The 22,195-nt window shown below is 21.6% G+C and carries 26 protein-coding genes and 4 tRNA genes; 11 read left to right on the top strand and 19 right to left on the bottom strand.

Annotation, left to right across the window (positions count from 1 at the left end; translation table 11 throughout):
- Window positions 1–95 precede the first annotated feature (95 nt).
- Window positions 96–1,103, bottom strand: a complete 1,008-nt coding sequence (tsaD, locus tag ESZ_RS00005) for a tRNA (adenosine(37)-N6)-threonylcarbamoyltransferase complex transferase subunit TsaD (protein ID WP_176604763.1) — start codon at window positions 1,101–1,103, stop codon at window positions 96–98.
- An 85-nt stretch (window positions 1,104–1,188) separates the two neighbouring features.
- On the opposite strand from tsaD, the gene rpsU reads away from it, so the two are divergent.
- The 6 genes from rpsU to ESZ_RS00035 all read left to right on the top strand — a co-directional run bounded on the left by rpsU (window position 1,189) and on the right by ESZ_RS00035 (window position 6,052).
- Entirely contained in the window at window positions 1,189–1,422 is a 234-nt protein-coding gene (gene rpsU / locus ESZ_RS00010; RefSeq protein ID WP_176604764.1) for a 30S ribosomal protein S21, read from the top strand.
- A 6-nt stretch (window positions 1,423–1,428) separates the two neighbouring features.
- Entirely contained in the window at window positions 1,429–2,946 is a 1,518-nt protein-coding gene (dnaG, locus tag ESZ_RS00015) for a DNA primase (protein ID WP_176604765.1), read from the top strand.
- A gap of 9 nt (window positions 2,947–2,955) precedes the next feature.
- The gene (gene rpoD, locus ESZ_RS00020) at window positions 2,956–4,587 is read left to right on the top strand and encodes an RNA polymerase sigma factor RpoD (RefSeq protein ID WP_176604766.1); all 1,632 of its coding nucleotides are present in this window, start codon (window positions 2,956–2,958) and stop codon (window positions 4,585–4,587) included.
- A 35-nt stretch (window positions 4,588–4,622) separates the two neighbouring features.
- Window positions 4,623–4,695: transfer RNA gene (locus tag ESZ_RS00025), tRNA-Ile, on the top strand.
- A gap of 40 nt (window positions 4,696–4,735) precedes the next feature.
- Window positions 4,736–5,989: a UbiA family prenyltransferase gene (locus tag ESZ_RS00030; protein WP_176604767.1), complete on the top strand. Its 1,254-nt coding sequence runs from the start codon at window positions 4,736–4,738 to the stop codon at window positions 5,987–5,989.
- Window positions 5,980–6,052 (top strand) — tRNA-Asn (locus ESZ_RS00035). The genes ESZ_RS00030 and ESZ_RS00035 overlap by 10 nt, the downstream gene beginning before the upstream one ends.
- Here ESZ_RS00035 and ESZ_RS00040 read toward each other — a convergent pair.
- The 7 genes from ESZ_RS00040 to ESZ_RS00065 all read right to left on the bottom strand — a co-directional run bounded on the left by ESZ_RS00040 (window position 6,053) and on the right by ESZ_RS00065 (window position 8,893).
- Complete coding sequence (locus ESZ_RS00040) at window positions 6,053–7,228, bottom strand: aromatic amino acid transport family protein (protein WP_176604768.1); 1,176 nt, start codon at window positions 7,226–7,228, stop codon at window positions 6,053–6,055.
- A 7-nt stretch (window positions 7,229–7,235) separates the two neighbouring features.
- Window positions 7,236–7,320, bottom strand: a tRNA-Ser gene (locus tag ESZ_RS00045).
- Window positions 7,320–7,670, bottom strand: coding sequence for a 50S ribosomal protein L19 (rplS, locus tag ESZ_RS00050; protein WP_176604769.1), 351 nt, complete (start codon window positions 7,668–7,670; stop codon window positions 7,320–7,322). The genes ESZ_RS00045 and rplS overlap by 1 nt, the downstream gene beginning before the upstream one ends.
- A complete protein-coding gene (locus tag ESZ_RS00055; protein WP_176604770.1) occupies window positions 7,663–8,121 on the bottom strand; it encodes an RNA methyltransferase in 459 nt (152 codons plus the stop codon). Before ESZ_RS00055 ends, rplS begins: the two co-directional genes overlap by 8 nt.
- A gap of 62 nt (window positions 8,122–8,183) precedes the next feature.
- Window positions 8,184–8,330, bottom strand: coding sequence for a hypothetical protein (locus ESZ_RS01735; protein ID WP_206752497.1), 147 nt, complete (start codon window positions 8,328–8,330; stop codon window positions 8,184–8,186).
- Window positions 8,320–8,565 (bottom strand): 30S ribosomal protein S16, encoded by a 246-nt coding sequence (gene rpsP, locus ESZ_RS00060; RefSeq protein ID WP_176604771.1) that lies wholly within the window; start codon window positions 8,563–8,565, stop codon window positions 8,320–8,322. The genes ESZ_RS01735 and rpsP overlap by 11 nt, the downstream gene beginning before the upstream one ends.
- Window positions 8,566–8,569: 4 nt before the next feature.
- Window positions 8,570–8,893, bottom strand: coding sequence for an HU family DNA-binding protein (locus ESZ_RS00065; RefSeq protein WP_176604772.1), 324 nt, complete (start codon window positions 8,891–8,893; stop codon window positions 8,570–8,572).
- Between the two features lie 94 nt (window positions 8,894–8,987).
- On the opposite strand from ESZ_RS00065, the gene ESZ_RS00070 reads away from it, so the two are divergent.
- Window positions 8,988–9,060, top strand: a tRNA-Thr gene (locus ESZ_RS00070).
- Here the strand turns inward: ESZ_RS00070 and trpS are convergent.
- Window positions 9,060–10,049 carry a tryptophan--tRNA ligase gene (trpS, locus tag ESZ_RS00075; protein WP_176604773.1) on the bottom strand — a complete coding sequence of 330 codons (990 nt, stop codon included), beginning with the start codon at window positions 10,047–10,049 and terminating at the stop codon, window positions 9,060–9,062. The two genes, ESZ_RS00070 and trpS, sit on opposite strands and share 1 nt — an antisense overlap.
- 54 nt (window positions 10,050–10,103) lie before the next feature.
- Here trpS and ESZ_RS00080 point away from each other — a divergent pair, with 54 nt between their 5' ends.
- Complete coding sequence (locus tag ESZ_RS00080) at window positions 10,104–10,640, top strand: septation protein IspZ (RefSeq protein ID WP_176604774.1); 537 nt, start codon at window positions 10,104–10,106, stop codon at window positions 10,638–10,640.
- Here the strand turns inward: ESZ_RS00080 and glyS are convergent.
- The 8 genes from glyS to def are packed head-to-tail and all read right to left on the bottom strand — an operon-like array spanning window position 10,618 to window position 17,048.
- Window positions 10,618–12,444, bottom strand: a complete 1,827-nt coding sequence (gene glyS, locus ESZ_RS00085) for a glycine--tRNA ligase subunit beta (protein ID WP_176604775.1) — start codon at window positions 12,442–12,444, stop codon at window positions 10,618–10,620. The two genes, ESZ_RS00080 and glyS, sit on opposite strands and share 23 nt — an antisense overlap.
- Window positions 12,434–13,306, bottom strand: a complete 873-nt coding sequence (locus tag ESZ_RS00090; protein ID WP_176604776.1) for a glycine--tRNA ligase subunit alpha — start codon at window positions 13,304–13,306, stop codon at window positions 12,434–12,436. The genes glyS and ESZ_RS00090 overlap by 11 nt, the downstream gene beginning before the upstream one ends.
- Window positions 13,307–13,311: 5 nt before the next feature.
- Window positions 13,312–14,655, bottom strand: coding sequence for a replicative DNA helicase (gene dnaB, locus ESZ_RS00095; RefSeq protein ID WP_176604777.1), 1,344 nt, complete (start codon window positions 14,653–14,655; stop codon window positions 13,312–13,314).
- On the bottom strand, window positions 14,652–15,083 hold the full coding sequence (gene rplI / locus ESZ_RS00100) for a 50S ribosomal protein L9 (protein WP_176604778.1): 432 nt from the start codon (window positions 15,081–15,083) through the stop codon (window positions 14,652–14,654). The genes dnaB and rplI overlap by 4 nt, the downstream gene beginning before the upstream one ends.
- A 1-nt stretch (window position 15,084) precedes the next feature.
- A complete protein-coding gene (gene rpsR, locus ESZ_RS00105; protein WP_176604779.1) occupies window positions 15,085–15,291 on the bottom strand; it encodes a 30S ribosomal protein S18 in 207 nt (68 codons plus the stop codon).
- Entirely contained in the window at window positions 15,275–15,625 is a 351-nt protein-coding gene (gene rpsF / locus ESZ_RS00110; protein ID WP_176604780.1) for a 30S ribosomal protein S6, read from the bottom strand. Before rpsF ends, rpsR begins: the two co-directional genes overlap by 17 nt.
- A 17-nt stretch (window positions 15,626–15,642) precedes the next feature.
- On the bottom strand, window positions 15,643–16,581 hold the full coding sequence (gene fmt / locus ESZ_RS00115; protein ID WP_176604781.1) for a methionyl-tRNA formyltransferase: 939 nt from the start codon (window positions 16,579–16,581) through the stop codon (window positions 15,643–15,645).
- The gene (def, locus tag ESZ_RS00120; protein WP_176604782.1) at window positions 16,578–17,048 is read right to left on the bottom strand and encodes a peptide deformylase; all 471 of its coding nucleotides are present in this window, start codon (window positions 17,046–17,048) and stop codon (window positions 16,578–16,580) included. The genes fmt and def overlap by 4 nt, the downstream gene beginning before the upstream one ends.
- 96 nt (window positions 17,049–17,144) lie before the next feature.
- Between def and fdxA the strand changes: the two genes are divergently transcribed.
- Genes fdxA through ESZ_RS00135 form a run of 3 tightly spaced genes read left to right on the top strand, consistent with a single transcriptional unit; the run spans window position 17,145 to window position 20,079 of the window.
- The gene (gene fdxA, locus ESZ_RS00125) at window positions 17,145–17,468 is read left to right on the top strand and encodes a ferredoxin FdxA (RefSeq protein ID WP_176604783.1); all 324 of its coding nucleotides are present in this window, start codon (window positions 17,145–17,147) and stop codon (window positions 17,466–17,468) included.
- A 10-nt stretch (window positions 17,469–17,478) separates the two neighbouring features.
- On the top strand, window positions 17,479–17,688 hold the full coding sequence (gene rpmE / locus ESZ_RS00130) for a 50S ribosomal protein L31 (RefSeq protein ID WP_176604784.1): 210 nt from the start codon (window positions 17,479–17,481) through the stop codon (window positions 17,686–17,688).
- A gap of 6 nt (window positions 17,689–17,694) precedes the next feature.
- Window positions 17,695–20,079, top strand: coding sequence for a DNA gyrase subunit B (locus ESZ_RS00135; RefSeq protein WP_176604785.1), 2,385 nt, complete (start codon window positions 17,695–17,697; stop codon window positions 20,077–20,079).
- Here the strand turns inward: ESZ_RS00135 and ESZ_RS00140 are convergent.
- Together ESZ_RS00140 and ESZ_RS00145 are read right to left on the bottom strand one after the other, a co-directional pair.
- Window positions 20,076–20,786 (bottom strand): TrmH family RNA methyltransferase, encoded by a 711-nt coding sequence (locus ESZ_RS00140; RefSeq protein WP_176604786.1) that lies wholly within the window; start codon window positions 20,784–20,786, stop codon window positions 20,076–20,078. The genes ESZ_RS00135 and ESZ_RS00140 overlap by 4 nt on opposite strands.
- Window positions 20,783–22,195, bottom strand: coding sequence for an ABC1 kinase family protein (locus ESZ_RS00145; RefSeq protein WP_176604787.1), 1,413 nt, complete (start codon window positions 22,193–22,195; stop codon window positions 20,783–20,785). Before ESZ_RS00145 ends, ESZ_RS00140 begins: the two co-directional genes overlap by 4 nt.

Here is a 22,195-nt window from a genome sequence, read left to right on the forward strand (position 1 = left end):
AACAAAATTATTAGTAACTTATTAATAACTTATTTATAAGTTACTAAATAATAAAAAAATGAAAAAAAAATTGACAAAAAAAATAATAACTAATATTATAGATTTAACCTAATATTTGGTTTAACTATTATATTAAAGTTTTTATCAAATATATTTTTATTAAAATAAAAACAACCTAAAAATGAAATCATTGCACCATTATCAGTACAATATTTAATTGGTTGTGTACAAAAAGTAACATTAAAAATATAAGAATAGTTTTTCAATGCTTTTCTCAAATAAAAATTAGATGCAACACCACCAGATAATAACAGGCATTTATACTTTTTAGAAAGAAATAAATTTAAACATTTATTACAAATTAATCTAATTAACGTTGTTTGAAAATTGTAAGAAACATTACATTTGTCATTGAATGTTATAATTTTTAATTTACTTATATATCTAATAACAGAAGATTTTATACCACTAAAACTAAAGTTTAAATTTGAACTAGAATAACAAGAATTAAAATACCCAAGATTTGAAAATAAAAAATTCTTTCTTGAAAAAAATTCTAAACTTTTACCATTAGACGGAATAATTTTTAAACACCTAGCTATCTTATCAAAAGTTTCACCTATACTATCGTCTAAAGTTTCGCCTAAAATAAAAAAATTATCAAAATCATTCATTTCAATTAAAAATGTATGTGCGCCAGATAAAAATAAAACCAAAGAAGGAAAAGTTATTTTTTTATTAAAAAGAAAAGAAATCGTAATATGTGCTTTTAAGTGATTAACTCCTAAAGAAGGAATCCCTAAAGCAAAAGATAATGCTTTACTCACTATAATTCCTATGAATAAAGAATTCTTCAATCCCGGTCCAATCGTATAAGAAATTAAATCAATGTCCCTAAGTAAAATTTTTTTTATTTTTAGAGTAAAAAAAATTAATTTAAAAATTTTTTTTAAATGATCGTTAGATGCTAACTCAGGAACTGTGCCGCCATAAAAGTAATGTATTTTTTGACTGTAAGTATATTCACAAATTAATCCATTCAAACTATCATATATAGCTATTCCAGTTTCATCGCAAGAAGTTTCTATACCCAAAATTATCATTTTAAACATAATATCAAAAAAAATTTATTTTACTTTAAAAAAATATTTAATATAATAAATTAACATAATATTTTAAATTATAAATATGCCAAGCATTACATTAAAAGAAAATGAATCATTAGATTTTGCAATACGTAGACTAAAAAGAGTGGTAGAAAAAGCTGGATTACCGAAAGAATTAAGAAAAAGGGAATTTTATGAACCCCCATCAAAAATTAAAAAAAGATGTGTATCTACAGCAAAAAAACGAATGTTAAAAAAATTAATAAGAGAAAGATCTTTCTTAAAAAAAGGTAACAAAAACTCTCGAATATATTAAAACATAATGATTCAAAAAACTAAAATTGAAAACATTATAAAAAAATATGATATATTAAAATTAATATCTTCAATTTTAGAAGTTAAAAAAAGTGGTAATAGTTTTTTCACAAGATGTCCTTTTCACGAAGAAAAAACTGCGTCATTTTATATAAGTAAAAAAAGTCAAAGATATTATTGTTTTGGATGTCATAGAGCCGGGAATATAATAAATTTTATAATGGAATATAAAAAATGTAGTTTTTTATCAGCAATAGAAATAATTTCAAAAGAAAAAATAAATAATAAATACAATAAAAATATAAAAGACGAACCAGTTTATAAAATATTTAATTACTTAAACGGAATATTAATAAAAACTACGGAAAATAATATAACCAAGTTCATTAAAAATAGGAAATTAAACGAAGAATCAATAACAAAATTTAAACTTGGTATCATATCATATCATATAGAAAAAATAAAAAATAAAAACATTAAGATATTTCTGTCTAAAATAGGAATTTTAGACAGAAATACTTTAAAGCTAAATAAAGTTTTTAAAAATCGACTTATAATCCCAATAAGAAATATGAAAGGAGAATATATAGGTATTGGTGGCAGAACAATATTTAATGATTTTAAACCTAAATATATAAATTCTCCAGAATCAGATATTTTTTCTAAAAAAAAAATATTTTATGGAATATATGAAGCTAAAAAAAATACAAATAGTTTTATAATTGTAGAAGGATATTTTGATGTAATAAAATTACATCAATTTGGAATAAAAAATGTTTTAGCTATATTAGGCACAGCTTTTTCTAAAGATCATTTAATGTTTTTGAAATCATTTTGTAAAAAAATTATTTTTTGTTTTGATGGTGATAAAGCTGGAAAATTAGCATCCATAAAAACAGCTTTTATGTGCTTACCATTTTTATTTGAATTTGAAATTATAAAGTTTGTCATAATGCCGCAAAATTATGATCCTGATTCTTTTATTACTCTTAATGGTAAAGATAAATTTTTATTGTTATTAGATAAATCTATCTTTTTAATAGATTTTATATTTTTAATTATGAACATTAAAACGTTAAATTCTTATTTTTTTTTCAAAATTAATAAAATATTAGAAAATGTTGAAAACATGCTCGTTAAAAATTTCGTTATAAATTATTTATCTAATTATTTATACTTTGGATTAAATAAAATAATTTATAATAAAAATGTAGCATCTATTTTTATAAAAGCTTGCATCTACTTAATCAAAAAAAAATATTTAATTTATAAAATTAATTTCGATAAAATTTTTTGCAATAAATATATCTTTTTTAATAAAGATATAAGAATTTTTTTAGATTTATGTTTTTTAATAAAAAATAATTTAAATTTAAATTTTTCCAATTTAAATAAAAGATTAATAAATAAAATAAAATTAAAATGCGTAAATATTATTTTATTGATTAATAAAATGCCGATTGACATGTTAGAAAATGAGTTTTTAAGTATTTTAAAAAAAATAGAATCATATAATTTAAAATAGGAGTTTTCAATGTATGATTTAGATTCAGAATATTCTAAAGAAAAGACTATTGATGTTGAAGAAATAAATAATCTTGATAAAAATTTGAATAAAGTTAATATATTGTCAGCAAATAATTTCCAAGAGGAAGCCGTATTTAAAGTAAAAGATCCTATGAAAATGTATATGAAGGAAATGGGAAGTATAAATTTATTAACTAGAAAAGGTGAAATATCTATAGCAAAAAGAATAGAAGATGGAATTAAAAATACTATATTTACATTTGCACAATATCCTAAAATGTTAAATTTAATAATAGAAGATTATAATAAAGTGAAAGCCGGGTTCATAAATTTATCAGAATTAGTTAATGGATTTTTAGAAGATAATGATGCTTCTGCATCTAATGTTGATTTTGGAATAACAGAAAACTATGATTTAGACGTTTATTTGGATAATAAAAAAGTTAGAAAAATATTTGATGAATTAGTCTTTTTAATAATAGAAACACAATTTGTTGAAAAAAAATATGGTAGAAATCATAGTAAAACTAAATTTATGTTTAATAAACTTGGTTATTTTTTAATTTTGTTTAAATGGTCTTTTAATGTTATTGATCGTTTAACTAGCAATATGAAATCTTTACTAGATTCTGTTAAAATGCAAGAAAAAATTATAATGAATTTATGCGTAGAAAAATGCGGCGTACAAAAAAAATATTTTTTATCAACTTTTTTTAATAATGAAACTAATTTTTTGTGGTTTGATAAGTTTTTAATATCGCATGAATGTGATCATGTGAAATTGCAAGTTTTTAAATATGAAATTTTACTGGCTCAAAAGAAATTATCAAATTTAGAACAAAAAATGTTTTTAAAAATTGTTGAACTTAAAGAATTAAATAGAAATATTTCTATAGGTGAAAACAAAGCTAGATTAGCAAAAAATGAAATAATAGAAGCTAATTTGCGTTTAGTTATATCAATTGCTAAAAGGTATATAAATCGTGGATTGCAATTTTTGGATTTAATACAAGAGGGTAATATAGGATTAATGAAAGCAGTTGATAAATTTGAATATAGGCGTGGTTATAAATTTTCTACTTATGCAACTTGGTGGATTAGGCAAGCAATAACAAGATCTATAGCAGATCAAGCCAGAATAATTAGAATACCTGTACATATGATTGAAACTATAAATAAATTAAATAGAATTATAAGACAAATTTTACAAGAAGATGGTAGAGAAGCTTCGCCAGAAGAATTGAGTGGATATATGGGAATGGCAGAAAATAAAATAAGGAAAATAATGAAAATTGCTAAAGAACCTATATCATTGGAAACTCCGGTTGGTGATGATGAAGATTCTTCTTTAGGAGATTTTATAGAAGATAATTCATTTATATCACCATTGGATTCTGCAAAAAAGGAAAATTTAAAAGATTTTTTGGTATCTTTATTGTCAAGATTGTCTCCTAGAGAGTCTAAAGTTCTTATGATGCGCTTTGGAATAGGAATGAATACAGATCATACTTTAGAAGAAATAGGAAAACAATTCGATGTAACTAGAGAACGCATAAGACAAATAGAAGCAAAAGCTTTGAGAAAATTGAGAAATCCTACTATTATAAAACAATTAAAAGAATTTTCGTATGATGATTGAAAAAAGAATTTTATTTGTGTATATTATTTAAAGATGGGCCTATAGCTCAGTTGGTAGAGCAGGGGACTCATAATCCCTTGGTCGTAGGTTCAAGTCCTACTGGGCCCATTTTATTTTTTATGATGATTATTAAATATATTAGGTTTAAATGTTAAGTGTTAAAAAATTTAGTATAATTTGTGATTTAGATGGCAAGATTTTATCTTTTAATCATAAATGTGAAAATTTTTTTAAGTTATTAAAACAAGATGTTGTTGGAATTGAGCGTATATATAATTTAATTAGTTCTGAATTTGTTATTTATTTTATCGATAAATTTAATTATTTTAAAAATACACAGACTGATTTTTATCATGTTAGTGTTATTTTAAATAATTCTATTTCAATAAATCTTGTTTTGAGAAAAAAAAATAATAAAAAATTTATAATAGTGGATTTTTTTGATTCACCTAATGTTTTAATTAAACCTAAAAAATCTTTTTTAAATAGTATAAATCTTATTTTTAGAAGCAAGTTTACTTTAGGTAGCATATTACCATTTTTTTTTAGTTTTTTCATATCAATTAATAATTTTGATGATTATTCTCTTTCTATAACTTTTATATTGTTTGTAGCTTTATATTTTCTGCATGTTTCTGCTAACACTTTTAATGATTATTTTGATTGGAAGAGTGGACGAGATAAAATTAATGTGGATTATGTTTTATTTAGTACTGGTGGAAGTAGAGCTATAGATTTAAAACTTATATCTGAAAAAAATATGTTATATTTATCTATATTAAGTTTATTTATAGTATCTATTTTGGGGTTGATATTAATTTATTTAAGAGGTTTTTTAATTTTTTATTTAGGTTTTATAGGTTTTTTTTGCGTTTATTTTTATTCGGCACCACCAATTCATTTAGCTAGTAGGTATGGACTCGGTGAAATCATGCACATAATATGCTTGGGCCCATTGATGACATATAGCTGTACATATGCATTGACTGGTAGTTCTAACTTAGATTATTTAGTTTTAGGATTTCCATTTGGGTTATTAATAACTTGTTGTTTATTGTTAAATGAAGTCCCTGATTCAAAATTTGATAAAATAAGTAAGAAGTTTAATTTAGTTGTTTTTTTAGGATTAGAACGTGTACCCTATTTGTTCAGTATATTATTTTTATTTGCTTTTTGCATTATTTTAATTTATACTTTATTTTTTAATTATATATTTTTTGTATTTATTTTTATTATTATTCCGTATTTTTTAAATGGAATAAAACATGTTTTTAATATAAGTTTATATAGAAATTCTGTAAATAAAGCTTGTTTGTTCAGTTTTTATATTTATTTATATGTTGGCTTAATTTTAATTCTTTCTTCTATTTTAAATTCTTTAACGTATTTTTATCCCTGGTAGCTCAGCAGGTAGAGCAAGTGGCTGTTAACCACTGGGTCGGCGGTTCGAATCCGTCCCAGGGAGCTATAATTTAAATATATCATTTATTATAGCGTATAAAAAAAACGAACAATTCATAGTTAATAAAAATTTTCCACCAGGTATTGTTATTTTACCTTTTATTTTTAAAATGTATCTTCCGTACCATACCGTTATTGTTGGAATTATTCCTAGTAAAAATGATACTAATATTCCGCTTAATTTCAATAGAGCTATAAATCCAAGTTTTAAATATATTATTGCGAGTATAGGTGGTATTATTATTGCTATTAAAATTATTATGTTATTTTTTTTCAATATTCTTTCATCTGATAAAAAATCTTTTAAACTTGTAGCAACACCTATTAATGAAGTAATTACTGCTAAAAATGAAAATATCTTTATTATTTTAATTATGCTTTCAGAATTTATTATTTTACTTATAAAATTCGTAAAGATGACGTCTGCTGGTATTTTTTGCTGTGTTATGTATTGTAGACTGAATTCACCTGATAGTGGAAAAACACCCAGCATTATGAGAATCCATAAAATATAAATTATTAATGGTATTAAGCTTCCAAGTAAAATTGTTTTGTATAATATTTTATTTTTTTTTTTTAGAAAATCTGAAAGCGTTGGTATTATTATGGCAAATCCAAAAGATGTTATTGCTAAAGTAAATATGTTACTTATATTTTCTAAATTATAAGTTTTTATATTATCCATTTTCACATAATTTAGACATTTAAAAATTATTATTGTGTATGTCAGAAATAATAATATAGATAAAATGTTATTTATTTTTTTAAACATTTCGTTTTTATGAAATGTTATTAAATATATTAGTACTATGTATATTAATAAACTTGGAATTAAAGTGTATTTATTCGATAAATCATTACTCATCATCCATTTTGTATAAGCTAATATGTAAGCACTTATTAATGAATATAATAATGATATGTAGATTATAGACGCTATTACTTTCCACTTGTATCCTAGAATTTGATTTATTACGCTTATTATATTTGTATTTTTTTTAAACCATAACGTTGTTTCTAACATTAAAAATGCACTTATTGTCATGAAAATGTAGCATATTATAAATACCATTGTCGAATAAAAAAAACCATTATATACAGTTAAACATGGTAATGCTAAAATGCCAGCGCCTATAGATGTGCAACTTATAAAAAATATACTGCTTATTATTTTAATCATTTTATTTCGGAGAGAGAGGGATTCGAACCCTCGGTACTAAAAAGTACACACGCTTTCCAGACGTGTTCCTTAAGCCACTCGGTCATCTCTCCTATTTCGTATTTTTTTCTTTTACTCTTGCAGCTTTTCCTGTTAGTTTCTTAATATAATATATTTTTGATTTTCTTACTAGTCCTTGTTTTTTTATTTTTATCCAATTAATTGTTGGACTATTTATAAAAAATGTTTTTTCTATACCTTCTCCAAGAGAGATTTTTCTTATAGTGCAAGTTGGATTTATTCCATTTTTTTTTGATAAAACTAAGCCTTCGAAATTTTGATTTCTATTTTTATATTTATTATCTATTATGTTAAAATTTACACATATAGTGTCACCAGTTTTAAAAGATGGTAGCGGTTTTATTTCTCTTTTTTCTGATATTATTTTTAATATGTTATTCATGTTTAAACCTATTTATCATATTTGGTCTATAAAAAGATGTTGTAGTTTTAATTTTATTTTTAAAAAAAAAAAACGTATTTTGTGGTTCAATATTTTTAATAACGGTCTTATTTGGGCTTATGTACTTTGGTTGTTCAAACATTTTTTTATTAAATGTTTCATATTTTATATTTTTTTCATCTAATAAGTTCTTATTATATCTACTTATAGCGTTTATTAAAACTATAGAAGCTAAATCTCCGTTATTTATAATATAGTTGCCTATTGATACTTTTTTTAATTTTTTAATTTTTTCTAATCTATTGTCTACTCCAGAATTTTTTGTACAAATTATCGTTAATTCTTTATTTAGTGATAAATCCTTTGCCATTTTTTGTGTTAGCATTGTTCCTTGTGGAGATAAACATATTACTGTCGATAATTTTTCCGATTTTTTTTCAATTTTAAACAAAACTTTTATAAGTGGATCTATTTTTGTTATTAGATTGTTTTTTTCATTAAATGGTTTTTCATCTATTTTTGTATTTTTTTTTTCCTTTTTAATTTTATATTATATATATTTAATTTAATTAATTTTGTTTTAAAAGCGTCTTTTGTTATTTTTTCATTTATTAAATATATTAATGTGTTAGGAGTGCTAGTTATTATATTATATATCATTATTTTTATATTTTTTAATTAAAGTTTGAACTCTTTTTGATATTTCCGCACCTTTTGAGCTCCAATAATTTATTCTTTCTATATTAATTTTTGTTAATAATGATTTCTTTATTGGATTGAAATAGCCTAATTTTTCAATGTATTTACCTTTAATATATTTCAGTTTTTCTATTGCTATTATGTTATAGAATGGTTTTTTTTTTCTTCCAATTCTTTTTAATTTTATAGTTACCATTTTTTTATTTTACCATATCTTTTAAGTTTTTTAATATTCTTACTTTTATTTTTCTTGAAGCTGGTTTTGCTTTAAATTTCATTTCTTTTTTTGTAAAAGGATTAAATCCTATTTTTTCTTTTTGTTCTGGAACGTTTTTAACTGTTAGTTTTAATAACCCTGGTAATATAAATTTTTCAGGACCATCTTTTTTAATATGTGCTTTTATTGTTTCATTAAGCGTTTCAAATACAGCGTTTACATTTTTTTTTGATAATCCCGTATTGTTTGCTATGTGTTGTAGTAATTTTTGTTTTGTTAAGTATTGTTTAATTTCTGTATTTTGCATTTTTTTGCTCTTTTATATTTTTATTATTTTGAGATTATATTATAATATTTTTAGTGTAATCAATAAATATTTTTTAATTAAATTATTTATTATTGCCGAAATAGCTCAATTGGTAGAGCAACATTTTCGTAAAATGTATGGTGGAGGTTCGATTCCTCTTTTCGGCTTATAAAATATTTAATTTATCTTTAAGAGTTTTTAATGTGTTTTTTGCTATTTTTCTTGCATTATTACTTCCTAATTCTATAATTTCATTTATATAATATTCTTTTTTTTCATAAAGTTTTATATTTTTAATTATTGTTTTATTTTTAATTTCTATTGTTTTATATAAAATATTTTTACAATCTGAACATCCTATTTTTGCAGTTAAACATTCTGTTTTTATTTTTTTTTTGGTCTTAATGTTTGAATAAATTTCATGAAATTTCCATATATTACAATTGTCTGGTGTGCCAGAAATAGAAATGTTTATTCTTTTTTCGTCTGTTTTTATTTTTTTTATTTTTTTAAATAAAATTTCTGATTCATCCGATATTAATATAGTATTATTTTTTGATTTTGACATTTTATTTCCGTCTATTCCAAGAATGTTTTTATGGTAATTTAAAAGTGGTTGCGGTTCTTTAAATACATCGATTGACGAATTAGTTATTTTTTTAATTACTGTATTTGTTTTTCTTACAAGTTCTCTTATTAATTCTAAATGTGGTAATTGGTCTTCGCCGACTGGTACATAGTCTGCATTTAATATTAATATATCCGCTCCTTGTAATATTGGATAACCTAAAAAACCATAAGTTTTTGCATTTTTTTCAGCTTTATATGTAGGAACCCTTTCAAGCCATGATACTGGAGCTATCATAGATAAAATTGTGTGTAATTCAAAAGTTTCTGGTATATGCGATTGTATAAATATGTTACTTTTTTCTGGATTTATACCAGTTGCCAACCATTCTTTTATTATAATTTTTGTATAATAATTTAATTTTATTATATTATCTAAATTAGTTGTCAGTGAGTGTATGTCAGCTATAAAAAAAAAACATGAATATGTTTTTTGTAATTTTATCCAATTTTTTATAACACTTGTATAATTACCAAGATGTATTCTACCGGTTGGACGCATACCAGAAACTACTATTTTTGTTGTCATATTTTTAATATTATTGTATTTTTTATTTATTGTTATTTATATTTTATTTTTTTTATGATTTATATTTTATATTTTTTATTATTTTTTTTAATATTTTTTATTTATGATATTTTTTATGCAGCTATATTTTCAGCTATTTATTATTTTATTATCTCTTTTGTTTTTAAAACTAATAATAAAATCTTTAATAAAAAATATTTAATTTTTGCTTTAATTTATTTGTTTTTTTCTTTCTTAGCATTTTTTTATAATAATGATTTTTTTATAAAAATAAAATTTACATTGTTGAACTGGTTTTTTTCTATATTTTTTTTGTTTTTTTATTTTTATAAAAAAAAGTTTTTTCTGTATTTTTTTAATTTAAAAATTACAGCGCAGAAAAAAAATTTTTTATTATTATTAATTTATTTTTTTAATTATTTTATATTATTTGGTATTCTAAATTTATTTATAATTTTTAATTTCAGCACTTCATTTTGGGTTTTTTTTAAATTTCTAGGTTCATCTATCATTACATTCTTATTTTTTATATTTTTATATTCTTATTTTAAAAATAAAATAATAATAATTAAACAAAAAAATTTAAATTGACTTTGTTAAAGGCTATTTTTTTTATTATGTTTAATAATTTTAATCTATTATGTTTTATGTCGATATCTTTATCTAAAACTAAAACATCTTTAAAATAAGAAGTTATATGTTTTTCTATCATTAAAAACGTTTTTGCGCATTCAAAAAATAAATTTTGTTTATTTAGTATATTTATAATATTTAAATGTTTTTTTATATTTATAAATAAAACTTTTTCTTGAGTTTTTATTAATAATTTTTTATTTATTTTTTTCTGTAAATTTGTTTTATTTTTTTCTGTAATTCTTTGTATTCTTTTTATAAGAGTTGTTAAATTTTCTTTAAATCTATATCGTGTTATTTTTTCTATTAATTCTTGTATATTTTTTATTTTTAATATATTTTCTATTTGTTGTTGCGTTTTTATATTCGTTATTTTTTGTGCAATAAAGTTTGTTATTTTAACTGCAATAATATTATTTTTATTTTTATGTAAAAATAATGCCTGTTCTATTACTTCTTTTATATTAATATTAATTTTATTTTTTATAATTATTTTTATGATTATTTTTGAATCTTTTTTTAGATTGAATGGATCTTTACTACTTGTAGGTATTTTGCCTAAAATGAAAAAACTAGTTATATTATCTATCATATCTGCTAAAGATATTATTGCGCTAATTATATTCTTTTTAACTTTATTATTTATGGTTCTGTTGTAATTGTATAAATGTTTTCTAATATACTTATTTTCTAAGCTTGAACTATAAATAAGTCCATTTAATTCTGGTATTTCTGTCACTATTTTAGTTAACATATCAATTTTTATAAATTTTGTTGCATTTAGTATATTTTTAGATTTTATATTTAATTTATTTTTTATAAATTTTACTAAATTTTTAACTCTTAGAGTTTTTTCATATATATTACCTATTTTATCATTTAATGTTAGTTTTTTTAAATCATATATATTAAATTTTTTTATAATTTTTTTATCGTTTTCGTATAAAAAATTTAGCTCTGATAGTTTTGTATTTATTATATATTCATAACCAATTTTTATTTCTTTTGTTTTTCTTATAACGTCTGATATTATTATTAATTTATTTATTAATTTGTTTTTTTTTGTAAGTAAAAAACAAAAATGATTTTTTAATAAAACTGTTGTTATTATTTCTTTTGGTATTTTTAAAAAAATTTTTTTGAAATTACAAATTATTATTGATGGATATTCTACTAAATTTGTTACATCGTTTATTGAACTACGCTTTAAAATTATATTTAGTTTGTTTGTTTTTGTGTAGTTTTTTATTAATTTTAGTACTAAGTTTTTTCTTTTTTTGTAGTCACAAATTACGTATCCATTTTTTTCCAAAGAAGTTTCGTAATTATTTGCATTAACTTTTAATTCTTTTTTTAGTGTTTTATGAGCTAAAGTTATGTTTTTACTTTTAATGTTAAATATCGTGTGTTTTATTATTTTATTATCTATTAATAAAATATACCATTTTACTGGACGTATAAATTCTGTAGTGTAATTATGCCAACGCATTTTAATATTAAATTTTATTTCATTTAAAGAGTTATTTATTAATGATTTGAGTTTTTCTTTTATATTTATATTTTTTTCGTCTTCATTGATTTCTATTATGAATGCTATTCTTCTGGAAGTTATGAAATTTTTAATTAAACTAAAGTTTATGTTTAATTTTGGTGCGTTATTTCTAATAATATCTTTAAAGTTTTCAGATAGTTTGTGTAAATTTTTGTATGGTAATTCTTCAGTACCAATTTCTATTAAAATGTTATTTTTATTATTTTTCATTTTTTATTTTTTCAGCTATGTTTTTAGATAATATTTTCATTTTTTCTATATAATCATGTCTTTCTGTTATAGGCACATACTTATTTGCTTCTATTAAATTAAATAAATGTGATAATTTTATAAGTTTTTCGTAAGCTATTCTAGGTAAATTTTTATATATTAGTTTGTTACACTCTTTTTCTATTTCTATAAAATTTTTTTTTAAATTATTTGAATTTATTTCTTCTTTTATATATTTAGTCATTTCTTTTTCGTATTTTAGAAAAATATCAGAGTATTTTATTTTTTTATTGGTATTTTTATTTGCGTGTAAAATTATATCATTTATATTTGTAATTTTTTGTAGATGCATAGCTATTCTTTCTAATCCATATGCTATTTCTACCATTATGGGATTACATTCTATATCTCCCATTTGTTGAAAATATGTGAATTGTGTTATTTCTGTTCCATTTAATCTTACTTCCCATCCTACACCATTAGCGCCTAAACTTGGACTTTTCCAGTTATCTTCTATGAAGTTTATTTCATTTTTTTTTATTTTTATGCCAATTATTTCTAGTGATTGAAGATATAAATCTTGTATGTTTAGTGGAGATGGTTTCATTATTACTTGATATTGATGGAATAATGTGCTTCTATTTGATGTGTTTGTGTGTCTTACATCTGTAGGTCTTCTTGATATTTGTGTGTAAGCTGCGTTAAAAGTTTTTTTGGTTAACGCATTTATAAAAGTCATTGGATGAAATGTTGCTGCACCTACTTCTTGATCTAATGGTTGCAATATAATACAAAAATTTTTTTCCCAAAATTTGTTTAATTTATGAATTATTTCATTAAATGTTATTATTTCATTTTTCATACGTGTTATTCATCTGTTAAATTTTCAAATTTAGAGTAATGTCCCAAAAATCTTAAATTTATTGTGCCAATTGGGCCATTTCTTTGTTTAGCTATTATTATTTCTGCCATTCCTTTGTTTTTTATATTTTTATTGTATATTTCATCACGATATATAAAAATTATTAAGTCTGCATCTTGTTCTATAGATCCAGATTCCCTTAAATCTGACATTATTGGTCTCTTATCTGTTCTTTGTTCTAATCCTCTGTTTAATTGTGATAATGCTATTATAGGAACATTAAGTTCTTTTGCTAAAACTTTTAATGATCTTGATATTTCGGATATTTCAGATGCTCTAAAATCATTCATATCTGGTATATGCATTAATTGCAAATAATCTATTATTATAGCACCCAATTCTTTATTTAAATTATATATTTTTCTTGCTTTATTATTTATATCGTATGGGGTTAATGATCCACTGTCATCTATGTATAAATTTTTCCCTGATATTAAAGCTATTGCTGATGATAATCGAGGCCAATCTGTTTCTTTTAATAATCCAGTTCTTAATCTTTGTAATTCTATTCTTCCTAATGATGATAACATGCGGGTAGCTATTTGTTCTGCTGGCATTTCCATACTAAATATTAAAACAGGTAAATTATTTTTAATTATTATATTTTCTGCTATATTTATAGCTAGCGTAGTTTTTCCCATTGATGGTCTACCTGCTATTATTATCAAATCCGATTTATGTAATCCAGATGTTATATTGTCTAATTCATTAAATCCTGAAGATAATCCAGTTATATTTGATCCTGATTCAAAAAATGTTTCTATTTTTTTTATTGTTGTTGTTAAAGCTTGAGAAATTGTTGTTATGTTTTCTTTTTTTTGGTGTTTTTTTGAAATTGATAATATTTCTTTTTCAGCTCGATCAATTATTTCTTGTATATTTTTATTTTTAATATTTAGTGATGTTTCTATTATGTTTTTACTGGTTATTATTAACTTTCTTAAAGCTGAATATTCTCTTATTATTTTAACATATGTTGTTATATTTTTTGTATTTGCTGTATTTGCTATTATTTCGTTTAGATATTCTTTTCCACCTATTAGCGTTATTTCATTATTATTCTTTAAAATTTCTGTTAACGATAATACATCTATATTTTTATTATTTTTAACTTCATTTTCTAATATTTTAAATATTATTCTATGTTTTTTTTTATAGAAGTCTGACTCTTCTATTTCTTCTGAGATTTTTTCCCAATTTTCATTATCTATTATTATTCCAGCTAAAATTGCTTGTTCAGCTTCTATAGAAAATGGAATGGAATATGGTATATTTTTAGATAATTTCATTTATTTATTTTATTAAAAATTAAATGCATTTTTATTAATTCTTTATTATTTATTTTCATTTCAAGTTCGTATGTGCCTGTTTTTTTAATAAAAATATCTTTTGTTATGTTTTTTTGTTTTACATTTATATTTAATTTTTTTAATATTTTTATTATTTTTGTTGTAGTATACGTGATATATAATTCATCATTATTTTTTGCTGTAACTGGTATAATTATATTTGTGTTTTGTAATGAATGTTTTGTGCTAAATATATTTTTTTCTTTTTTATTTTTAATTTTTTCTTCTTGTAAAAGAATGTTTTCTTTGTTAGCTATTAATGCTTTCTTTTGAGGAATTAAATAATTTTTAGCATATCCATTTTTCACTTCTATTATTTCGCTTATGTTACCTAATTTTTCTATTTTTTCTAACAGTATTATTTTCATTTTATCCCTTATGTTGATCACAATATGGAATTAAAGCTAAAAATCTAGCTAATTTAACAGCTCTTGCTAAAGATCTTTGTTCTTTTGCTGATAAGCCAGTTGTTCTTTTTGGTATTATTTTATTATTTTCTGATATATAACTTTTTAGATTAATTATGTCTTTATAATCAAATGTTTTTGTTTTTTTAATTTTAATTTGTTGATTCATTTTTTTCACTTACGTTTTGTTTAATTTTTAATTTTGATGGATTTGTTATTGAAGTTTTAACGCTCAATATTAATTTTCTTATTATTGCATCATTAAATTTAAGTGATTCTTGTAGTTCTTGTAAAATATTTTTATTACATTCTATATTCATCAAAATGTAATGTGCTTTATGCAGTTTTTTTATTTGATATGCCAATTGTCTTTTGCCTAAGTCTTCTAATCTATGGATCTTGCCATTACCATTTTCTATTAGTGTTTTATATTTTTTTATAATGTTTTGTAATCTTTCACTTTGATCCGGGTGTATTAATATCATTATTTCATAGTGATTCATTTAATTCCTCTTTAATTTTACTCGAAAAATTCATTTATTTTAAATAAATTTTTTTTACTATTTAACATGTCTTTTACTGTTATAATTTTCTTTCCTTGAAATTGTAGTTTTTTAATCCTTATTATATTCTCTTTTGTTGTTATATCTATGCCATTTTTGTTTACATTTTTAATAACTCCTGGTGTTGATATTATATTTCTTTTTATTAATTTAACATATACTATTTTTATTTTTTCATTTTTAAATATTGTAAAAGGATATTTTATTCCTGTTAGTGCTTTGACTTTTCTTTCTATATTTATTGCAGTATCATTCCAATTTATTTTATAAAAATCATTTTCTATTTTTTGTGTGTATGTTGATTTTTTAATTTTTTGAATCTTTTCTATTATTTTTTTATTTTCAATGTCTTTTATTGTCTTAATTAGACATGTTACAGCTAATCGCGATAAATTTTTGAATAATTTTTCGTAATTGTCATTTTTTTTTATTTTATATGTCATTATATTCAAAATATTACCTGAGTCAATTTTATTGTTTATTTTTATTATTGATACACCAGTTTCTTTTTCTCCGTTTAGTATTGCTGTTTGTATTGGAGTTGGTCCCTTTAGTTTAGGCAAAATTGAAGGATGTATATTTATTATGCCATATTTTGCTATGTTTATTATGTTTTTTTTTATTTTTTCACCATAATCTACCATAATTATCAAATTTGGAAATAAATGTTTTATTTTATTTTCTGATTCTAAGGAATTTATTTTTTCTTCAGTTATGCATGGTATTGAATATTTTTCTGATGTTATTTTTACTGGATATTTTGTTATTTTATGTCCTCGACCAAATTCATTATCCGGCTTAGTTATGGTACAAATTATTTTTATATTTTTTTTAATTAATTTTTCCAATATTTCCGCAGCAAAGTTATTCGTTCCTATAAATATTAAATTATTCATTTTTGTATTAATTTTTTTTTAAGAGTTGACATTTTATCATATAGAGTTATGCCATTTAAATGATCTATTTCATGTTGTATGCAAATACTTAATAAATTATCTGCTAAAAATAAATTTTTTTTTCCATTTAGGTCAAAAAATATGACTTTTATAATTTTATTTCTTTTTACTTTTACAAATACATCTGGAAATGATAGGCATCCTTCTGTATTTGTTGTTATTCCTTTTTTTAAAATAATTATTGGATTTATTAGTATAAGTGGTTTTATTTTTTCATTTATTGAAATAACTATTATTTGTTTATTTATATTTACTTGTGGTGCCGCCAGTCCTATTCCATTATTATGAATCATCGTTTCTATCATAGAATTTGTGATATTTATTATGTTATTATTTATTATGTTAATTTTTTCAACTTTTTTTTTAAGGTTTGTATGTGGATATTTTAATATTTCTAATATTGCCATCTTATTTTATTTTTGTTTCTTTTATTATAAAATATTATTGTAAATAATGTAAAGTAATGTTATAAATTGTTGTTTTATATTGTTAAGGAATGTTTTATGACTTTTGTAGTTACGGATAAATGTGTTTTATGTAAGTATACGGATTGTGTTGAAGTTTGTCCAGTAGATTGTTTCCATGAAGGGGCAAAATCTTTAGTTATAGATCCAGATGAATGTATAGATTGTGCTTTATGTGAGCCTGAGTGTCCGATTGAAGCTATTTTATCTGAAGACGATGTAAAGGACAAAAGAATTATTGATATAAATTCTAAATTATCTAAGATTTGGCCTACTATAACTAAAAAAAAAGAGCCATTAACTGAAGCCGAAAAATGGAAAAATGTTGATGGTAAAATAAAATATTTAGAAGAATATTTATAAAGGTTTTTTTATGATTAATAAAAATGTTAATTTGAAGAGCATTAATATTTTTTGTAGTTGTGGTAATGCTTTTGAATTAAATCTAGTTTTGGATGCGAATAAGTTAAATATAGAAGTTTGTAATAAGTGTCATCCTTTCTATACTGGTAAACAAAAAATAATTGATGTTGCAGGTAGAGTAGATAATTTTAATAAAAAATTTAGTAAGTTAAAAAAATAATTTCAAATGATTAATTATGATTCTTCGAAAATAAAAATTTTCAGAGGTCTTGAAGCTGTTAGAAAAAGACCTGGTATGTATATTGGTAATACTGAGGATGGTACTGGTTTACATAAAATGATTTTTGAGGTTGTTGATAATTCAATAGATGAATATCTTATGGATGAATGTAAAAACATACAAATTATTTTACGTAACAATGGATATGTTACCATTATTGATGATGGTAGAGGCATGCCTGTGGATAAACATGAAGAAGAGGGTGTTTCTGCAGCTGAAGTTATAATGACTGTTTTACATTCTGGAGCTAAATTTGATGATAAATCTTACAAAGTTTCCGGTGGATTGCACGGTGTTGGTATATCTGTAGTAAATGCTTTGTCTAGCAATTTAATTTTAAAAATTTATAGAAATGGGTTTATTTATGAGCAAAGTTATTCTTTAGGTAAGCCTTTGCATGAAGTAAAAGTTGTTGGTGAAACATTGTTAAGAGGCACGGAAATTTCTTTTATTCCTGATTCAAATATATTTAGTTTTATTAATTTCAATTATCAATGTTTATTTGATAGATTTATTGAATTAGCTTTTTTAAATTCTGGTATTAAAATTGTTTTATTAGATGAACGATTAAAATCTGTTAAGCAAAATGTTTTTTTTGAAACTGGTGGGTTAAAATCTTTTTTAGAGTATTTAAATAAAGATAAGAAGATCGTTAATAAAGATGTTATATTTTTTTCAGAATCTAAAAATGATGTTCTTGTTAATATTGGGATTCAATGGACAGAAAGTAGTTCTGAGTCAATATTTTGTTATACTAATAATATTTTTCAACGTGATGGTGGATCTCATCTTATAGCATTAAAAAGCTCATTAACAAGAGTTATAAAATTATATATTGATGAATTTTTTTCAAAAAGCAATAATGTATTTATATCTGGAGATGATGTTAGAGAAGGTGTTGTTATTATTTTGTCTATTTACATGGCAAATCCAAAATTTTCTTCTCAGATTAAAGAAAAATTAATTTCCACGGAAGCCAGACAAGCTGTAGAATATGTTGTTTTTAAGAATTTAAAAGACTTTTTTTATGAAAATCCTAATATTGCAAAATCTATATGCTTAAGAGTTATATCTGCTGCAAAAGCTAGGGAAGCTGCTAAACAAGCTAGAGATTTGAGTAAAAAAAAAAATGGTATGGAATTTGTTAGTTTATATGGAAAATTAGCTGATTGTCAGGAAAGTAATCCATTCTTGTCTGAAATTTTTTTAGTAGAAGGAGATTCTGCTGGTGGTTCTGCTAAACAAGCAAGAGATAGAAGAACACAAGCTGTTTTACCATTAAAGGGTAAAATTTTAAATGTTGAACGATCTGGATTTGATAAAGTTTTTTCTAGTTTGGAGTTAAAGTCTGTTGTTAGTGCTTTAAAGTGTTGCGTTGGAGTCAATGAATACGATATAAGTAATTTACGATATAGAAAAATAATATTTATGACAGATGCTGATGTTGATGGTGCGCATATAAAGACTTTATTATTGACTTTTTTTTACAGACATATGCCATTTTTAATAGAAAATGGTTGTATCTTTATTTCTAATCCTCCGCTTTATAGAATCTCTAATAAGGATGAATCTTTTTATGTAAAAGATAAACAAGAGTTTAATGATTTTATTTGTACTTGTGTATTTGAAAAATTAAAATCTTTTTTAAATTTTGTTGATATTAATTTTTTTAATGATTTTACGCTGGAATATAAAAATCTTATTAATGTTTTTGATATATTATCTAATTTTTATCCTAGATTTTTTTTTGAAAAATTTATTTATTTTAATACTTTCATTCCTGATTTTTTAACTTCTTCTTTTGTTGATAAAGTTAATATGTATGGCGAGTTTTTGAATTCTAATTTTTTTCCTGAATTTAAAGTTTCTTTTAATTTTTCTAAAATGAGTGATGGATTTATTGATGTTAATTTTTTTAATTATGGTGTTCTAAAAAAATTCAAATTAGATGTTAATTTTTTTTCTTCTAATGAATATAAATTTATTTTTAAATTCAACGCTTTTTTAAATAAATTTTTTGTTAATAATAATGATGTCAAGTTTGATGGTGTAAATTATAGTTTTTGTATGTTTACAGAGTTGATAAGTTCTATGAGTAATAAAATTTTATCTTCTTATTTTGTTCAAAGATATAAAGGCTTAGGCGAAATGAATCCGCCACAATTATGGGAAACTGCTATGAATCCTAAAACACGTAATTTAAAACTTATGAAAATTAAAGATGCAGAATATGCAAGTAAAATTTTTTCTAGTTTAATGGGTGGAAACATTGAAGCACGAAAAAAAATTATTGATAAAAATATTAGTTCAAATTTTGACTTAGATTTTTAATTTATTATTTTTGATAAAATAATTCCGGTTATAACAGATACATTTATGTTTTTACATGAGTTTTTCATTTGAATTTTATATGTATCTGTGCATTCTTTCATTAATTCCTTATTGATACCATTTTTTTCAGATCCAACTATTATTGCTAAAGGCGGAATAAGTTCATCTTTTAAAATAGTTTTGGATTTAGATGATAAGCCTATTATTTTAAAATTATATTTTTTTAATAAACTTATTTTATTTAATATATTTTTTTCACATATTATTGTTGTAAATAAATTTGCGCCATTAGATATCTTATTTATTAAAGATGATTGTTTTATTGTGTTTTTGTCATTTGTTATTATTGTATCAAAAGAAAAAGCTTCTGCTGTTCTTATACATGCTGAAAAATTATATGGATCTTGTATTCTGTCTAATATTAAAATTTTGTTTATTTTTTTATTTTTTATTAATTCTTCTAAGTTATAATCTTTCTTTTCTGATGTTTTTATTTTACATATTATAGAATTGTATTTTTTTAAATAAGAAGAATTTTTATTAGATATATTTTTAATATAAATTATATTTATTTTAAGTTTTTTAGCTTGCTGAGCTATATAAATTGTTTTCTTATTTACTTTTAATATATATAAAATTATTATTATATCAGGATTTTGATTTATTAATTTTATTATTGCATTTTGACTGTATATTAATGTGTTCATATTATCATTTTGTATTTCATTATGTTATTTATTAATATTATTATAAGATATGTAATTATTAGTGGTATTGGTTTCATGTTATAATTATTTTTGTTTTTAATTTTTTCTTTATTATTTTTTTTATTTTTAAATATTTTTTTTATTTTTTCTGTTAAAGTATTTTTTGTTATTATTTTTTCTAACGATATCCTAGTTATTTTCCATAGATTTATTGATGGTTCAATGTGTCTACTAATAGATTCTATAGATAACAATGTTTTTTGAAACAAAATTAATTGTGGTTGCATTTGCATATTTAGTGATCTACTTAAATTAATTAATAAAGATATTGTGTTTTTAAATGATATTTTTTCTATTTTTTTGTTTAATATGGGTTCAAAAATAAAATATAGATCATTTTCTATTTCTTGTATTGTTTTTTTAGTATTTATTGTTTGTGATTTTAAATGTAATTTTGCTACATTTTTATAGTCTTTTTGAGCAAAAGCTAATAAGTTTTTTGCCAAATATATTTTTTCTTTGGTTCTTATAGTACTTGATATACCAAAATCTATTAACACAATTACTGATTTGTTTGATTTATTTTTTGATATTAATATATTTCCTGGATGTAAGTCTGCGTGAAATAGATTATGTTTAAATATTTGTGTATATAATAATTCTAAGAGATTTGTTACTATTATTTTAGTGTTTAATTTAATTTTTGTAAATTTTTCTTTATTTGTTATATTTATTCCATCTATATATTCTAAAGTTATTATTTCATCATTTGTTAAAGTTATATCTATTTTTGGAATATATATTTTATTATTATTTTTAAAGTTTTTTTGTGTTTTTATTATATTTATTGCTTCATTTTTTAAATTTATTTCAGTTTTCAAACTCTTATCTAATTCTTTGATTATATCTATTGGCTTTAATCGTCTTATTTTTGGAAAAATTATATGTATAATTATTGAAAAAAATTTCAATAGAATTAAATCTTTTTTAATTGTATTTTTTATTTCTGGTTTTATTATTTTTATTACTAATTTTTCATTTTTTTTTGATAAAGCTGTATGTATTTGAGCAATAGACGCTGAAGCTAATGGATTTTCATTTATTTTTTTGAACATGCTATTTAATTTAGCATTAAATTTTTTTTCAATTATATTCTTAATTTTTTTAAATTTTATTGGTTTAATATTTGTTTGAAGTTTTTTTAATTCATTTATTAATTCTTCTGGTAAAAGATCTATTCTTGTTGATAAAATTTGTCCTAGTTTTATTGCTATTGGCCCTAATTTTTCTATTAAATTTGTGATTTTTTGAGCTGTTTCTTTTTTTTCTTTTACATTTGAAGATTTTTTTAATATGAGTATTAATGTTATTATTTTAGATATTGAATATATTTTTTTAATTAGGTTCAT

It is taken from the genome of Candidatus Azoamicus ciliaticola (assembly GCF_902860225.1).
GTDB lineage: Bacteria > Pseudomonadota > Gammaproteobacteria > UBA6186 > Azoamicaceae > Azoamicus > Azoamicus ciliaticola.

Bases quoted from the DNA above. Each gene is read 5' to 3' on its own strand.
- tsaD (WP_176604763.1), bottom strand. From the start codon at position 1,103: ATGATAATTTTGGGTATAGAAACTTCTTGCGATGAAACTGGAATAGCT.
- rpsU (WP_176604764.1), top strand. From the start codon at position 1,189: ATGCCAAGCATTACATTAAAAGAAAATGAATCATTAGATTTTGCAATA.
- dnaG (WP_176604765.1), top strand. From the start codon at position 1,429: ATGATTCAAAAAACTAAAATTGAAAACATTATAAAAAAATATGATATA.
- rpoD (WP_176604766.1), top strand. From the start codon at position 2,956: ATGTATGATTTAGATTCAGAATATTCTAAAGAAAAGACTATTGATGTT.
- ESZ_RS00030 (WP_176604767.1), top strand. From the start codon at position 4,736: ATGTTAAGTGTTAAAAAATTTAGTATAATTTGTGATTTAGATGGCAAG.
- ESZ_RS00040 (WP_176604768.1), bottom strand. From the start codon at position 7,228: ATGATTAAAATAATAAGCAGTATATTTTTTATAAGTTGCACATCTATA.
- rplS (WP_176604769.1), bottom strand. From the start codon at position 7,670: ATGAATAACATATTAAAAATAATATCAGAAAAAAGAGAAATAAAACCG.
- ESZ_RS01735 (WP_206752497.1), bottom strand. From the start codon at position 8,330: ATGATATATAATATAATAACTAGCACTCCTAACACATTAATATATTTA.
- rpsP (WP_176604771.1), bottom strand. From the start codon at position 8,565: ATGGTAACTATAAAATTAAAAAGAATTGGAAGAAAAAAAAAACCATTC.
- ESZ_RS00065 (WP_176604772.1), bottom strand. From the start codon at position 8,893: ATGCAAAATACAGAAATTAAACAATACTTAACAAAACAAAAATTACTA.
- trpS (WP_176604773.1), bottom strand. From the start codon at position 10,049: ATGACAACAAAAATAGTAGTTTCTGGTATGCGTCCAACCGGTAGAATA.
- ESZ_RS00080 (WP_176604774.1), top strand. From the start codon at position 10,104: ATGATTTATATTTTATATTTTTTATTATTTTTTTTAATATTTTTTATT.
- glyS (WP_176604775.1), bottom strand. From the start codon at position 12,444: ATGAAAAATAATAAAAATAACATTTTAATAGAAATTGGTACTGAAGAA.
- ESZ_RS00090 (WP_176604776.1), bottom strand. From the start codon at position 13,306: ATGAAAAATGAAATAATAACATTTAATGAAATAATTCATAAATTAAAC.
- dnaB (WP_176604777.1), bottom strand. From the start codon at position 14,655: ATGAAATTATCTAAAAATATACCATATTCCATTCCATTTTCTATAGAA.
- rplI (WP_176604778.1), bottom strand. From the start codon at position 15,083: ATGAAAATAATACTGTTAGAAAAAATAGAAAAATTAGGTAACATAAGC.
- rpsR (WP_176604779.1), bottom strand. From the start codon at position 15,291: ATGAATCAACAAATTAAAATTAAAAAAACAAAAACATTTGATTATAAA.
- rpsF (WP_176604780.1), bottom strand. From the start codon at position 15,625: ATGAATCACTATGAAATAATGATATTAATACACCCGGATCAAAGTGAA.
- fmt (WP_176604781.1), bottom strand. From the start codon at position 16,581: ATGAATAATTTAATATTTATAGGAACGAATAACTTTGCTGCGGAAATA.
- def (WP_176604782.1), bottom strand. From the start codon at position 17,048: ATGGCAATATTAGAAATATTAAAATATCCACATACAAACCTTAAAAAA.
- fdxA (WP_176604783.1), top strand. From the start codon at position 17,145: ATGACTTTTGTAGTTACGGATAAATGTGTTTTATGTAAGTATACGGAT.
- rpmE (WP_176604784.1), top strand. From the start codon at position 17,479: ATGATTAATAAAAATGTTAATTTGAAGAGCATTAATATTTTTTGTAGT.
- ESZ_RS00135 (WP_176604785.1), top strand. From the start codon at position 17,695: ATGATTAATTATGATTCTTCGAAAATAAAAATTTTCAGAGGTCTTGAA.
- ESZ_RS00140 (WP_176604786.1), bottom strand. From the start codon at position 20,786: ATGAACACATTAATATACAGTCAAAATGCAATAATAAAATTAATAAAT.
- ESZ_RS00145 (WP_176604787.1), bottom strand. From the start codon at position 22,195: ATGAACCTAATTAAAAAAATATATTCAATATCTAAAATAATAACATTA.